Origin of the sequence: Streptomyces jumonjinensis (assembly GCF_009600885.1) — a bacterium.
Taxonomy (GTDB): domain Bacteria; phylum Actinomycetota; class Actinomycetes; order Streptomycetales; family Streptomycetaceae; genus Streptomyces; species Streptomyces jumonjinensis.
Genome location: NZ_VCLA01000061.1, coordinates 26470 through 40777, shown reverse-complemented (window position 1 = coordinate 40777; position 14308 = coordinate 26470). Strand labels below are relative to the sequence as shown.

Annotated in this window: 12 protein-coding genes; 9 read left to right on the top strand and 3 right to left on the bottom strand. The window is 73.9% G+C overall.

Features of this window, described 5'->3' with window-relative positions; genetic code table 11:
* Positions 1-232: 232 nt before the first annotated feature.
* Complete coding sequence (locus FF041_RS07480) at positions 233-1387, top strand: O-antigen ligase family protein (RefSeq protein WP_153521562.1); 1155 nt, start codon at positions 233-235, stop codon at positions 1385-1387.
* Positions 1388-1777: 390 nt separating this feature from the next.
* On the opposite strand, the gene FF041_RS07475 is transcribed toward FF041_RS07480, so the two are convergent.
* The gene (locus FF041_RS07475; RefSeq protein WP_153521561.1) at positions 1778-2353 is read right to left on the bottom strand and encodes a hypothetical protein; all 576 of its coding nucleotides are present in this window, start codon (positions 2351-2353) and stop codon (positions 1778-1780) included.
* A 128-nt stretch (positions 2354-2481) separates the two neighbouring features.
* On the bottom strand, positions 2482-3315 hold the full coding sequence (locus FF041_RS07470) for a glutamate racemase (protein ID WP_153521560.1): 834 nt from the start codon (positions 3313-3315) through the stop codon (positions 2482-2484).
* On the opposite strand from FF041_RS07470, the gene FF041_RS07465 reads away from it, so the two are divergent.
* From FF041_RS07465 to FF041_RS07450, 4 genes are all read left to right on the top strand, one after another.
* Positions 3314-4576, top strand: a complete 1263-nt coding sequence (locus FF041_RS07465; RefSeq protein ID WP_153521559.1) for a glycosyltransferase — start codon at positions 3314-3316, stop codon at positions 4574-4576. The genes FF041_RS07470 and FF041_RS07465 overlap by 2 nt on opposite strands.
* Before the next feature lie 357 nt (positions 4577-4933).
* The gene (locus tag FF041_RS07460; protein WP_153482259.1) at positions 4934-5401 is read left to right on the top strand and encodes a DUF6643 family protein; all 468 of its coding nucleotides are present in this window, start codon (positions 4934-4936) and stop codon (positions 5399-5401) included.
* A 258-nt stretch (positions 5402-5659) separates the two neighbouring features.
* Positions 5660-6268 (top strand): Rv1733c family protein, encoded by a 609-nt coding sequence (locus FF041_RS07455; protein ID WP_323391411.1) that lies wholly within the window; start codon positions 5660-5662, stop codon positions 6266-6268.
* A gap of 215 nt (positions 6269-6483) precedes the next feature.
* Complete coding sequence (locus FF041_RS07450) at positions 6484-8937, top strand: right-handed parallel beta-helix repeat-containing protein (protein ID WP_153521558.1); 2454 nt, start codon at positions 6484-6486, stop codon at positions 8935-8937.
* 64 nt (positions 8938-9001) lie between these two features.
* Here the strand turns inward: FF041_RS07450 and FF041_RS07445 are convergent, their stop codons facing one another.
* Positions 9002-11470, bottom strand: a complete 2469-nt coding sequence (locus FF041_RS07445) for a hypothetical protein (RefSeq protein ID WP_323391410.1) — start codon at positions 11468-11470, stop codon at positions 9002-9004.
* A gap of 238 nt (positions 11471-11708) precedes the next feature.
* Here FF041_RS07445 and FF041_RS07440 point away from each other — a divergent pair, with 238 nt between their 5' ends.
* From FF041_RS07440 to FF041_RS07425, 4 genes are all read left to right on the top strand, one after another.
* A complete protein-coding gene (locus FF041_RS07440) occupies positions 11709-12539 on the top strand; it encodes a DeoR/GlpR family DNA-binding transcription regulator (protein WP_323391409.1) in 831 nt (276 codons plus the stop codon).
* Positions 12540-12592: 53 nt separating this feature from the next.
* Positions 12593-13033 (top strand): SRPBCC family protein, encoded by a 441-nt coding sequence (locus FF041_RS07435; protein ID WP_323391408.1) that lies wholly within the window; start codon positions 12593-12595, stop codon positions 13031-13033.
* Positions 13034-13206: 173 nt separating this feature from the next.
* On the top strand, positions 13207-13554 hold the full coding sequence (locus tag FF041_RS07430; RefSeq protein ID WP_153521557.1) for a nuclear transport factor 2 family protein: 348 nt from the start codon (positions 13207-13209) through the stop codon (positions 13552-13554).
* Positions 13555-13829: 275 nt separating this feature from the next.
* Positions 13830-14306, top strand: coding sequence for an SRPBCC family protein (locus FF041_RS07425; RefSeq protein WP_153521556.1), 477 nt, complete (start codon positions 13830-13832; stop codon positions 14304-14306).
* Positions 14307-14308 lie beyond the last annotated feature (2 nt).

The following is a 14308-nucleotide window of genomic DNA, read 5'->3' as shown; positions in this document are numbered from 1 at the left end:
GCCGGAGTCTACGGCGAGCGGTGGCGCGGGCACCGCTCGGGGACATGTCCGGGATATCCGCGCGATCCGCCGGTCGGCGCGGGGCGGCGGCGGGCTCGGCCCGGCATTCCCTCGCAATCCGTCCACAAGCGGGTTGCTCTGCCGTTACCGTGTGCGACAGTCTTGCCGTCGCCCCAGGTCGGGGATGGGAACGACGGGGTCCGTCAGGGGTCGGGGGGCGGTGGTCAACGGAATGGCTGTGCCGAACGAGTACGCGGCGGTCGCGGAGCGCGAGCGGGAGCGGTCGGAGGCCCGAGCGCGGGAGCGGTCGGAGGCGCGGGAAGGCGAGCGGTCGGAGGAGCGCGAGGGCGAGCGGTCGGAGGCGCGGGAAGGCGACGGCGGGAGTGGCGCGGTCGGGGTGATCGGGGTGATCGTCCTCGCCGCGTGCGCCGTCTGGTCCCTGATCAGCGCGGCCGGGCGGGACGCCCGGCCCGAGGGGGTGCTGCTCGCGGTGTTCGCCGTAGCCGCCGGGTACGCCGGTGGCCGGATCGCGGGCACGCTGCGGCCGGTCGCCGTCGCCTGCGCGGCGGCGCTGACCGCGACCGGGCTCGCCGTGGTGTCGCCGCAGGAGGTGCCCGGCGCGTATCCGGCGGGGGGTGTCGTCCCCGGTGACGCGGGGGCGACCGCGGCGCTGCTGGTGCTCGGCGCGGGCTCGGCCTGCTGCGCCGCTTCGGCGGCCCGGGGGCGGGGCTCCCGGCCGCTGCTGTGGGCGCTGGCGCTCGCCGTGACCTGCACGGCGCTCGTACTGGGGTCGGTGGCGGGTTTCGCCGGGTCCGCGGGCGTACTGCTCTGTTCGCTCGCGGCGGCGCGGACACGGCGGCGGGCGGTCGCGCTGATCGCGCTGGCGCTGGCCGCCGCGGCGGCGGTGGCGCTGTCGTGGGGGGTGGCCAAGGACGCGCTGCCGGAGGGGCTGTCCGCGTCGCTGGAGGGCCAGCTGACGGGCCACCGGATGGCGCTGTGGCAGGAGGCGGCGGCCGTGGCCGGGGCGGAACCGGTACGGGGGGTGGGCCCCGGCCGCTTCGGCGAGCTGAGCGTCACCGCCCAGCAGTCGGCGGTCACGGACGGCAAGCCGCACTCGGCGGTGTTGCAGCAGACGGCCGAGCAGGGGGTGGTGGGCCTGGCGCTGTTGGCCGCCGTCTTCGGGTGGCTGCTGTACGGGCTGTGGCGCTCGCCCCGTTCCACGGCGGTGGCGGTGAGCGCGGGGGCGGCCCTCACGGCGCTCGCGGTGGTGGCCTGTCTGGGCAATGCGCTGAGCTTCACCCCGGTCACGGTGGGCGCGGGCCTTCTCGCGGGCCTCGCGGCGGCCCGCCCGGCGGCCGTGGGCCGTCCGGGTCCGGCGGGCCTGTAGGCCGTGTCGTCGAAGGCCCGTCTGCCGGCGCGGCCTCATGGGGCCCCGCGGGCCTGGGGAGACCCCATGCACCAGACCCCGCCAGGCCCTCCCCCTGGGCTTCGCCCGGGGGGACCCCCATCCGGGCGGCCGACGCTGCTCTGCCGGCGCTCCCGAGCGGGGAGACGGTCCCGGCCTGCCGGAACGGCCGGAGGCGTGTCCGGACAGCGGCACTCGGCCGTACGGGTGACGGTCACCGGCTTCGGGCCTCCGGGGGGGTGCGCATGGGACGGGCGATACGTGCAGCCGAGGTGCGCATACGGGACGGCCGAAGTGTGCGTACGGAACGGGCGAGACGGCCGTATGCAGGGGCGGGCGGGCACGCCCCGGGCGGGGGGCGGACGGCCCTGTTCAGATCTCGGCGGGGGTCCCCGTGCCCGCGCCGGGGCGGAGGCGGTCGCGGATGGCCCGTACCGCCGACTCGGCATCGTCGACCGTCACCGTGAAGGTCAGTCCGTCGCCCAGGGTGACGACCAGGCCCTCACCCCTGCGGACGACGACCGCCGTCCCCTTCCCCGGACGCCAGCGGTATCCCCAGCCGCCCCACTGGCGCGGGGTGACGCTCGGGGCGAAATCCGCGCCCACCACATGGGAGAGCGGGATTCTGCGGCGCGGCAGCCCCAGATGGCCGCACCGCACCTCCATCGCGTCGCTGTCCACCCTGACCGAGACATGGACGAAGGCGAGGGTTCCGTAGAGCATCAGCAGACCCACCGCGACACAGCCGATCACGGACATCAGCAGCGGGGCGATGCCGGACGTCCACGAGGAGTTGACGGCCAGCTCGACGCCGAGCACGACGAAGGCGGCGCCCGCCAGGGCGAGCAGCCACTGCATACGGTTGGTGGCACGCCCGGTCCACACCGCGGTCCCAGGCTCCGGGGGGTACGCGGCGGGGTCCGCCGGGTCATGGGAGTGGTCCCTCATGCGAGCAGCGTACCCACGTTCCGGCGGGGCGGCACCGAATCCACCGTGGGTGGCATATCGGGCGATAAGGGGCCGTGATCAGCTCGCGCCGCTGCGCCGGGATCACCCGGGAGAGACGGGGCGGGCGGTCAGCGCCCCGCGGTCACGCTCTGGAGCAGTCCGGCCTCGGCGTAGCTCGCCGCCTGCGCGGAGAGGGCCGACACCCGGCCGCTGAACAGGACCGTGAGACCCCCGGTCGGAGCGGCGTCCGGGGCGGGCTCCGCCCCGATGCGCCGCAGGGCCTGCGAGGCGACCGCCCCGGCCGAGCCGAAGAGCTCCACGGACCGCCCCACGGCGGCGCGGATGTGTTCGGCGACCAGCTCGTAATGGGTGCAGCCCAGGACGACGGCCCTTACATCGCGGGGGGTGAGCGCCGCCGCGGCGGCCACCGCCCGGTCGATCGCGGCGGCGTCCGCCTGCTGCACGGCTTCCGCGAGCCCGGGGCAGGGCACCTCGGTCACCTCGACCCCGTCGGCGAACCTCCGGATCAGACCCCTCTGGTACGCGCTGCCGGTCGTCCCCGGGGTCGCCCAGATGGCGACCGGCCCGCCGCCCGCCGCCGCGGGCTTGATCGCGGGGACGGTGCCGATGACCGGGATGGCGGGTTCGAGTTCGGCCCTGAGCGCGGGCAGGGCGTGCACGGACGCCGTGTTGCAGGCGACGATCAGGGCGTCAGGGGCGTACGCGGCGGCGGCGCGCGCCACGGTGAGGGCCCGCTCGGTCAGATCGCTCGGCGTACGCGGTCCCCAGGGCACTCCGTCGGGGTCGGAGGAGAGCACGAGGTCCGCGTCCGGGCGCAGCCCGCGTACCGCGGCAGCCGCGGAGAGGAGGCCGATTCCGGAGTCCATGAGCGCGATCTTCACCCGGTCACCATAGTCGACGGCGTCCTCCCGGGCCGTCCGGTGGGGCAGACTGCGGCGCATGAGCGCCCTCGCGTGGACCGCTGTCGCGTCGCTGGCCGCATGGGCCTGGCTGCTGCTGGGACAGGGCTTCTTCTGGCGCACGGACCAGCGGCTGCCGCCCCACGGGGAGCCGGAATCCTGGCCGGATGTCGCCGTGGTGGTGCCCGCGCGGGACGAGGCCGCGATGCTGCCCCTGAGCCTGCCTTCGCTGCTCCACCAGGACTATCCCGGGCGTGCCCGGATCGTCCTGGTGGACGACGACAGCTCGGACGGCACCGGCGACACGGCCCGGGCGCTGGCCGTCCGGTACGGCGGGCTCCCCTTGAGCGTGGTCTGCCCCGGCGAGCCGGATCCGGGCTGGACGGGAAAGCTGTGGGCGCTGCGGCACGGCATGGCGGCGGCCGGAGTGGAAGCGGACGGACCGGGGCTGCCGAAGGAACCAAAGGAACCGGAGCGACCGGAGCGACCGCCGGAGTATCTGCTGCTGACCGACGCCGATATCGCCCACGCCCCGGACAGTCTGCGCGCCCTGGTGGCCTCGGCCCGCGCCCACCGTCTCGATCTGGTCTCCCAAATGGCGCGGCTGCGGGTCGAGAGCGGCTGGGAGCGCCTCGTGGTGCCCGCCTTCGTCTACTTCTTCTGTCAGCTCTATCCGTTCCGCCGGGTCAACCGGCACGGCGCGCGGACGGCCGCCGCGGCGGGCGGCTGTGTCCTGCTGCGCACGGAGGCCGCGGTCCGCGCGGGTGTGCCGGACTCGATCCGGCAGGCGGTGATCGACGATGTGTCCCTGGCCCGCGCCGTGCAGCGCTCCGGCGGGCGGATCTGGCTGGGACTGGCCGACGGGGTGACGAGTGTGCGGCCCTACCCCCGGCTGGCGGATCTATGGCGGATGGTGTCCCGCAGCGCGTACACCCAGCTGCGGTACAGCCCGGCCCTGCTGGCGGGGACGGTCGCCGGGCTGGCCCTGGTCTATCTCGTGCCGCCCGTCGCGCTGTTCGCCGGGCTCGCCGGCGGCGACGCCGTCGCCGCGTGGAGCGGCGGCGGGGCATGGGCGGTGATGACCGCGACCTATCTGCCGATGCTCCGCTACTACCGGCTCACGCCGTCGCTCGCGCTCCCGCTGCCGTTCACGGCGCTGCTGTATCTCCTGATGACCCTCGATTCGGCGGGCCGGCACCACCTCGGCCGCGGCGCGTCCTGGAAGGGGCGTCGATACGCACGCCCCCGGGCGGCTCCGGAGAGCGCGGGCCCGGGGGCCGCGGCGGAGCGCGCCCGGAGCTGAGCGGGCGGCGCGGCGCGGGCAGTCGGGACAGCGAGTCGGCGCGGCGGTGGAGACGGCGCGGCACGGACGGTCGGGACGGCGGATCGGCGGGGTCGGCGGAGCTTCCGGTACGAGACCCCGGGAGCGGACCGGCCCGGGAACTCACAGGCCGTCACGCACGTTCCGATCGGCCTCCGTTTCACCGGGCCGACCCGTGAGTAACCCACCCTAAGCTCGCTCTTTACACGTTCCCTACCCTGTTGAGCGACCGATTTTCCCAGATTCGCTCACATTGGGGCCCCATAGGACCGCGCATCCACCGAAACAACCCACATACCGGCCTCCCCAACCAGGCACCGTGGGCTTACCTTAGGTCCCATGACCTCCCCCCGCTCCACTTACGGCGGCGGCTACTACTCCGCACCGTCCTTCGCCGACACCCCGATCTACGACTCCCTCGTCGCAGAGCGGGGCACGCCTCAGATCGCCCCGATCAGAGTGCCCGCCGCGTACGACACCGGCAACAGCTATCTGCCGGCCCTGCCGGCGGCCCTGCCCGCCCTCCCGGCGGCCTCCTCGGCCCCCCAGCCCGCCCCGGCGTACGGCTATCCGCAGCAGGCTCCCCAGCAGCCGATGCCGCTCCAGCAGGCCGCCGCTCCGTACATCCCGCAGCAACAGCCCGCCCCGCGCGGCTATCCGGGACCCCAGGGCCAGCCCCAGCAGTACCGGCCGGCGGCCGGCGGCTACGAGGCGATGCGCCCGGCGGCCGGCCGCCCCGCTCCGGCCCCCGGGCCCGGAGGTCATCAGGACCCCTACAACCGCCCCCAGCAGGGTCAGGGTTACTGACCGAGGGGACCTGGGGACGCCCGCGGCCCCGGGGGACACCGGCTTCGACCGGTCTCCCCCGGGGTTCCGCTTTCGCCACCCGGCCGCTTCGGCGGCGGAGTCCGCACTCGACGAGGTCTCCGGGAACTCCGCGCCGTGCCCCGCACGTTGACCGGGCGAGGACGTGGCTGCGAGGGGGGTGACGTCTCTCCCTTCCCCTGTCTTCCGACCGCGCCGTCCGGCACGGGGGCAGCGCGGACGCGGAAGGGGGTGCGGTGCGTGCGGACAGCCGCGGGAGTCTGGCGCTGGCGCGGTAACCCCCTGCGCCGGACCACCGATCTCGCCGAGGCGTGGACCGCGCTCGTGGCCGTCCTCCTTCTGGTCGTCGCGGCCCCCGCGGTCGGCTGGTTCACCGGGAGCGGCGCCGGCGACGCGCTGCGCCGTTCCATGCTCCAGCAGCGGCAGGAGCGCCACCCCGTCGTCGCCACGGTGCTGCGGCACACCCCGCCGCGCAGACCGCCGGCGCACGACCCCGAGTCGTCGGCCGCCCGTGAGAAGCGGCACACCGTGGTCGCGACCTGGACCGGGGTGGACGGCGACCGGCACACCGGCAGGGTCACCACCCGGCTCCGCGATCCCCGGACGGGCGATCAACTGACCGTCTGGATCGACCGATCCGGCCGTCCGGCGGGCCCTCCCCTGGACGAGGCCGCCGTGGGCACCCGCGCCGTGCTGGCCGGTCTGGGCGCCGCGTTCGCGTTCGCGGGCCTGACCGAAGCCGCCAGACGGCTGGCTCTTGCGCGGCTCTCCCGGCGAAGACAGGCCCGGCTGGAGCGGGCCTGGGCCGCCCTCGGCCCCGACTGGGGACGCACCGGCGCAGGCGGCTGACCTCCTGGCTCGTCAACTCCCGCCCCTCATGCGCGCTACGGTGGTGCGACCCCCGACACGGGGTCAGGACCTGCCGTCCGGACAGGGCGGGGTTTCCGGGCGTGCGCGGCGGTTCCCGAGCGCGCCGGACCCGGCGCGGAAGACAGGTCCCAAGGGGGCGTCCCCTTCTCCGAGGCGCGCCGGAACAGATCCCGAGGTGGGGGCAGAGCAGCACGATGGCACAGGGCACGGTCCAGGTGACCCACACCGGCACATCGCGGTGGCGGCGCCGCACGGGCGAGTACGCCTCTCTGGCAGCGGCCCTGGAGGCGGCGGGGGACGGCGACATCCTCACCGTCGCGCCGGGGACGTACCGCGAGAATCTCGTGATCGAGCGCGCGGTCACCCTCCGCGGCCCCGAGAGCGCGGTCGGCTCGGTGCGGATCGCACCGGCGGACGGGGTGCCGTTGACGGTGCGCGCGTCGGCCTGTCTGCAGGACCTCCATGTGGAAGGACAGGACACGACGGCGCCCGCGCTGCTGATCGAGGACGGCACACCGGAGCTCACCGGGCTGCGGATCTCCACCCGTTCCGCCGCCGGGCTCGAAGTGCGCGGCGCGGCGCGCCCCACCGTGCGCCGGTGCACGGTCGACAACCCCGCCGGGGTCGGCATAGCCGTACTGGACGGCGCGGGCGGGGTGTTCGAGGAGTGCGAGGTGGTCTCGGCCGGCCAGTCGGGGGTCTCGGTGCGCGGCGGCGGGCATCCCCGGCTGGAGCGGTGCCGGGTGCATCACACCTCGGGCGCGGGGCTGACCGTCACGGGTGAGGGCAGCGGACTCGAAGCCATCGGCTGCGAGGTGTACGAGGTCAAGGGCGCGGGGGTGCAGATAGCCTCGCGCGCCTCCGCTCATCTCTCCGACTCCACCGTGCACCGGACGTCGGCCGACGGGGTGACCCTCGACACCGACGCCGTCCTCACCCTCTCCGACTGCGAGATCCATGACATCCCGGAGAACGCGATCGATCTGCGCTCGCGTTCGGTGCTGACGCTCACCCGGTCGAATGTGCGCAGCTTCGGGCGCAACGGCCTGTCGGTGTGGGACCCGGGCACCCGGGTGGACGCCAACCAGTGCGAGATACACGACAGCACGGGCGACTATCCGGCGGTGTGGATCAGCGACGGCGCGACGGCGGTGCTGGACTCCTGCCGGGTTCATGATGTGCCCGACGCGCTGTTCGTCCTCGACCGCGGCTCCCGGGTCGACGTCGTCGACAGCGATCTCTCCCAGATCCGCAATACCGCCGTGTCGGTGAGCGACGGCGCGACGGCGCAGCTGGACGACTGCCGGATCAGAGAGGCGTCCACCGGCGCCTGGTTCCGTGACCACGGCAGCGGCGGCACCCTGGCCGGCTGCACCATCGACGCGGCCCAGACCGGTGTCATCGTCTCCAAGGGCGCCGACCCGGTGATCGAGCGCTGTACGGTCACCTCGCCCGCCGAGGCCGGGTTCTATGTGTCGGCCGAGGGCCGGGGCACCTTCCGGAGCTGCCGGGTCACGGGCAGCGGCGGCTATGGGTTCCATGTGATGGACGGCTGTCGCACGACGCTGAGCCGCTGCCGCACCGAGCGGTGCGCGCGCGGCGGTTATGAGTTCGCGGATCCGGCGCTGCTGCTGGTGGAGGATTCCAGCAGCGATGAGAGCGGCGTGATCACCGCGGCCGAGCGGGGGGCGCCGGCGCCGCCCGTGTCCGCGCTGACGATGTTCCCGCCCGCCGCCCCGCCGGTGTCGGCCGGGCTGCTCCCGGCGGTGCTCCCCGAGCCGTCCGGCCCCGCCGCGCCCGTCCCCGGGCCGCCGCCGTCGGGGCCCCGGCGCACCTCGGAGGCCGTTCTCGGCGAACTGGACGCGCTGGTCGGCCTGGAGAGCGTCAAGCGTGAGGTGCGTTCGCTGACGAACATGATCGAGGTGGGCAGACGCCGTCAGGAAGCGGGTCTGAAAGCCGCTTCCGTCCGCCGTCATCTGGTCTTCACCGGTTCCCCCGGCACCGGCAAGACGACGGTGGCCCGGCTGTACGGGGAGATCCTGGCCGCGCTCGGAGTGCTGGAGCGCGGGCATCTGGTCGAGGTCTCCCGGGTGGATCTGGTCGGCGAGCACATCGGCTCGACCGCGATCCGCACCCAGGAGGCGTTCGACCGGGCGCGCGGCGGGGTGCTGTTCATCGACGAGGCGTATGCCCTCTCCCCCGAGGATTCGGGCCGGGACTTCGGCAAGGAGGCCATCGACACCCTGGTGAAGCTGATGGAGGACCACCGGGAGGCGGTGGTGGTGATCGTCGCCGGATACACCGCGGAGATGGAGCGGTTCCTCTCGGTGAACCCCGGGGTGGCGTCGCGGTTCTCGCGGACCATCACCTTCCAGGACTACGACGCCGGCGAGCTGCTCAGAATCGTGGAGCAGCAGGCCGACGAGCATGAGTACCGGCTCGCGGACGGCACGGACGAGGCGCTGGTGAAGTACTTCTCCGCGGTGCCCAAGGGCCCGGCCTTCGGCAACGGCCGCACGGCACGCCAGACCTTCGAGTCGATGGTGGAGCGTCATGCGGGCCGGGTCGCCGAGCTGAGCGAAGCCGACAAGGACGCGCTGACCCTGCTGTATCCGGAGGATCTGCCGGAGCCGCCCGAGCCGTTCTGAGCGTCCCGGGCCACCGGTCCCCTCTCCCGGGCAGAGGGCCGGGGGCCGAGGGCCGGGGCCGTTCTCATGGGCCCGTGGGCCGGGCCGCGCCGGTCTCGCGGGACTGCCGGGGGATGTGCGACCGGAGGCGGTCCAGCAGTTCCCGGCGCTCCAGGGCGAAGAGCGGGTCGGCCTGGTACTGGGCGTGTCCGAGCAGCGGTTCCGGCAGGGGGTTGTTCCGGGAGCGGCCGTAGACCACGGGGTCCTTGAGGGCCGCCCGGTCCACGGTCCGCTCCCCGTCCGCGGCGGCGACCAGGACGGGCCCGCCGATCGGGTCGGTGTGCCGCCACAGATTGCGCCAGCAGTCGACCTCTCCGCTCAGCCGGGCCAGTGCGTCCGGGCCGAAGTACGCCGGGAACCAGCGGCCGTAGAGCCTCTCCAGAGGTGATCCGTAGGTCAGCAGCGCGATCCGGCTGCGGGTGGCGGCGGGCAGCTGCCAGACCGCGGACGCGGCCAGCACACTGCCCTGGGAGTGCCCGGAGATGACCAGCCGTCCGCCCGTCCGCTCGGTCCAGGTGCTCATACGCCAGGTGAGGTCGGGGACGGCGCGTTCCGCGTAGCACGGCGGCGCGAAGGGGTGCGCTGCGCGCGGCCAGAAGGTGCCGACGTCCCACAGGATGCCGATGGTCCGGCGGGCGGAGGCGTCCCGGTAGGCGCGGCGGCCCCAGGTGATGAAGAGGATGAAGCCGAAGCCGATGAGCCAGGACCCCAGATACTGGGCGGCCTCCGCCACGGCCTCGTCGATGCCGCTGTTCCCGAAGGCTCTGCCGGGCTCCCTGCCGCTCCCCCACGCGCCGGCGACCGCGACGGCGCCGAGCAGCAGGGTGGCGACGGAGATGAATCCCACGATCCAGGCGGCGGTGTCGGTCAGGGCGGCCCGGGCGCGGGCGCTCGCGATCCTCCGGGTGCGGATGGGGTCGGACCGCCAGTCGCCGAAGCCGGTGTCCTGGGTCTCGGCAGCGGCGTACTCCGCCTCCACCTCGGCCGCGCACCGGCGGCCGGCCGCCCAGGTCCGTACGGCGAGCACGGCGAGGGGGACGAGCAGCGCGGTCAGCAGCACGGGGATCACCGCCGCCTGCCAGCTGAGCAGCACCGGGGGGCCGGGGATGGCGCCGTCCCCGGACAGCCGGTCGGCGAACCAGTGGGCGAGTCCTCCGGTCATCACTCCGCCGAGGGCGCAGGCGAGCAGGGCGGCGGCCGGTCCGCCCAGGCCGCCGAGCACGGAGCGGGGGTGGCGGGCCCGGCGCTGGAGGGCGAAGGCGGCGACGGCGAGCGCGACGGTGACGGCGCCCTGGGTCAGGACGATGGCCCGGAACGCGATCGACGCGCCCGTCAGGGTGCCTTCGGAGGTCCAGCCGGGCCGGGACCAGCCCGCGTAGAGCAGGGAGAGGGCGAGCACGGCGAGGGCGCAGCCGGGCAGGGCGCTGACGACGGTCCGGTCCAGGCGGGCGTCGAAGCGGCGTTCGCTGCGGCCTCTGCGGACCACGACCGCGATCACGACGAGCAGTCCGATGATGTGCACGGCCTCCAGTGCGCGGCCGGAGAGGTCGAGGAGGGTGCTGTCGCCGCTCCGGTCGTGGCGTGCGGTGGCCCCGGTGACGGCGGCGGAGACGGTGAGGAATCCGGCGGCGGTGTGGGCGGCGCGCAGCCGGGCGACGAGACGGCGGCCGTACCAGAAGCCGGGCCGGCCGAGGGCGGGCCGTACGGCGGTCGCCGCCGGCCCGTCACCGGGCAGGGCGTCCGGGCGCAGGGGCTCCGCGGCACCCCCGCCGTATGCGCCGTACTCGCCGTGTCCGGACTCTTCGTATCCGGACTCGTCGGAGCCGTCTTCGGGGCCGGTCTCCCCTTCCGCCACCTCGGCTCCGGTCGGCGGTCGCTGGGATTCGTAGGCGTTCCAGGTGCGGTTGGAGAGGTACCAGAGCAGCACCACGAGCGCGGCCGGAAGCACGGCGAGGGCGGCCAGCCGGCGGCCGGGCTGCGACCACCAGCCGCCCTCGGCGCTGGCGAGCAGGGAGATCCAGTCCCGCCGGCCGGAGCACTCGGGCGTGCCCGCGCACTGCCAGGCCACCAGATCGAGCGTCACCTCGCAGGCGGCGGCCGTCATCAGCACCGTGAGGCTCAGGGCGACCAGCCGCACCAGCATCCCGTACAGCCTGGTCGTGCGGATCATGCCCTTGGCGCGCGGGCGCATCCAGTGGGCGAGGTTGGCCACCATGAAGGGGACGAGCAGCAGCCACAGGGCGCGGGCGCTGTTGCCGGAGGTGAGGTTGGACCAGCAGTACGCCTCCAGGACGGGCTGGTCACGGTGGTCATCGGGCCGGCTCTCGGCGTCCTCGTCGCCGAACCGCCGGAAGAGCGCGGCCTTCTCGTCCCCCGAGATCCGTACCGTACGGGGGTCGCCGAGCATCTCCTGCGGCGTGGCGCCGCCGACGCCGTGCACCAGCAGTTCGAGCGCGGGTCCCGCGCTCCGCGGGACCGGGGTTGCAGTGGACACAGGTGACTCGCTCTCTCGTGGGGCGGTCGACGACCGGCGAGCGACCGCGCGGCGTCCACGCCACAGGGTCCCGGATCGCGGCAGGTCACCGCAGCGCTCTCACCGAATCTCCGCGAGTGGGGGCGGATCGGCCCGTGGGAGGATATGACGCCCCGGCCACCGGAGGAACGCCTCTGCGGAGTACGGCGGCGGGTGTACGGCGGCGAAGCACGATCGCGTGGAAGGACCGGCCCTGGTAGTGACCGACAATCAGAACCTGCTCGCGGAGCAGCGGCGTGCCCTGATCCTCGATGAGGTGCGCAGGCGCGGCGGGGTGCGGGTCAATGAGCTCACCCGCAAGCTCAATGTCTCCGATATGACCGTGCGCCGGGATCTGGACGCGCTGGCCCGGCAGGGGGTCGTCGAGAAGGTGCACGGCGGCGCGGTGCCGGTGGTCGAGGCCAGTACCCATGAACCCGGTTTCGAGGCGAAGTCGGCGCTGGAGCTGACCGCGAAGGACGACATCGCCCGCACGGCGGCCCGGATGGTGCTGCCCGGCACGGCCATCGCGCTGTCCGGCGGCACCACGACCTTCGCGCTGGCGCATCAGCTGCTGGAGGTGCCGGATCTGACGGTGGTCACCAATTCGGTGCGGGTGGCGGACGTCTTCCATACGGCCCAGCGCTCGGGCACGGCGGGCGTGCCCCGGCCGGGCGCGGCGGCGGTGGTGCTCACCGGCGGGATGCGGACGCCGTCCGACTCGCTGGTGGGTCCGGTCGCCGATCAGGCGATCCGCTCGCTCCACTTCGATGTGCTCTTTCTCGGGGTGCACGGGATCTCGGTGGAGGCGGGTCTCTCCACGCCCAATCTGGCGGAGGCCGAGACCAATCGGCGGCTGGTGCGGTCGGCGCGCCGGGTGGTGGTGGTCGCCGATCACACCAAGTGGGGGACGGTGGGGCTGAGCTCTTTCGCCCGGCTGTCGGAGGTCGACGCGCTGGTGACGGACGGCGGGCTGTCTCCGGCGGCCCGTGCGGAGATCGCCGAGCATCTGCCGGAGCTGGTGGTGGCGGGCGAGCCCCGGATCGGCTGAGGTGATGAGATGAAGACACGGCCTGGAGCAGCCCGGGGCCGGGTGGGCGGCCGGTGAGCGCGTTCCGGCTGAGGCGTGCCGTGGCGCTGCCCGTCGGCGAGAGCTGGCGGCGGGTGACCGACTGGCGTGCTCATGCGGCGCGGATGCCTCTGACGGCGCTCGTTTCGGCGAGCGAGGGTCCCACCCGGGCGGGCACGGTGTTCACCGTGCGCTCGGCGGTCGGCCCGGTGGGGGTGGACGATCCGATGGAGGTCGTCCGCTGGGAGCCCCCGGACGGTGACGGAACGGGGCGCTGCCGGCTGGTGAAGCGCGGCCGGACGATCAGGGGCTGGGCGGAGATCTCGGTCCGTCCGAGCGGTACGGGCTCGGTGGTGGTCTGGGTGGAGGAGCTGCGGATCCGGGCGGTGCCGGGGGTGCTGGATCCGGTGGTGGCCCGGCTGGGGCGGTGGATGTTCGGCCGTGCGCTGGACGGGCTGCTCGGGGACGGACACTAGCCCGCGTATCGACGACGCGCATTCGCTGACGAGCAAGGCCGCGGCCCGTGGGCGTCGTGGCTCCGCTGCGGGTGCGTGACGCACGAGCCGCCCGTAGGCTCGCAGCGCCGGGGCGCCGAACACGGCGATCAGTGCGGAACCGTACGAATGCGGCGAGGCATGGAGCGAGGCTGATGGCGGAGGACCAGGTCAGCCGCAATCTCAAGGGTATGGACGATCTCGATTTCACCGGATGGAACAGAGCCGACTGGGACGGTGTGTTTGCCCACCACCACACCGACGATGTCCTGGTGGACTGGAAGGGCCAGCTGCCGACCCGTGGAGTCCAGGAGCACATCGACGCCATGAAGGCCTATGTCGAATCGGCGGGTGGCACGCCCCCGCAGATCACCTCGCATCCCATTGCCTTTGGGTCAGGTGAGTGGACCTGCGTCATTGGCGAGTTCGAGGGTGGCGGTCGCATGGTTACCGTCGCGAAGTGGCGCGACGGTGCGATTGCTGAGGAGTACATCTGGGCCTAGGTCGTGTCTTCAAAGTCCCTGGTGCCTTTCCTCTTCCGGTTGGCAGCTTGATCCCTCTTCTCCGGAATGACGCACCCGGACGACCCGTTGGTCACGACTCGATACGCGGCCCAGGGCCCGTCCGGGGGCAGACAACCGGTGCCATGACGGCTAGGGTGCGGGCCCAGCGCCTGTCTGATGGATCAGGTTCCAGGTCCGTGTCGTCGAAATCCCGTCCGCCCGGCGTGCCCTGCGGGCGGACGACGCTCCCTGGCGCCCCTCGCCCGGAGGTTGGTATGGCCCGCAGGCTCCGCCCCGTCGAACTCGGCTTCCTGCTCTCCGCGCCGCAGCGGATGGTCTTCACCGCCGGGATGTCCGCCGCGCCGAAGACCGTGTACCGGGCCCTCGCGGAGGATGTCTCCGACTGGCCCCGGTGGTTCTCCGCCATCTCCGCCGCCACACCCACCCGGGGCGGCGCGGGGCGGGACATCCAGCTCAGGGTGGGGATCCGCTTCGAGGAGACGATCCTCGCCGCCGACCCCGACGAGCGCTATGCCTATCGGGTGGACACGGTCAACGCGCCCGGTCTGCGGGCCCTCGCCGAGGAGTGGTGGATCGCCCCCGCGCCCGGCGGCTCCCGGGTGCGGTGGACTTTCGCGGCGGACTGCGCGACGTCGCTGCGGATGACGCTGCCGCTGATACGGCCCGGTCTGACGGTCTCGTTCCGGGGCGCGGTACGGACGCTGGACCGCAGGCTCGCCCGGGCTCGCTGATG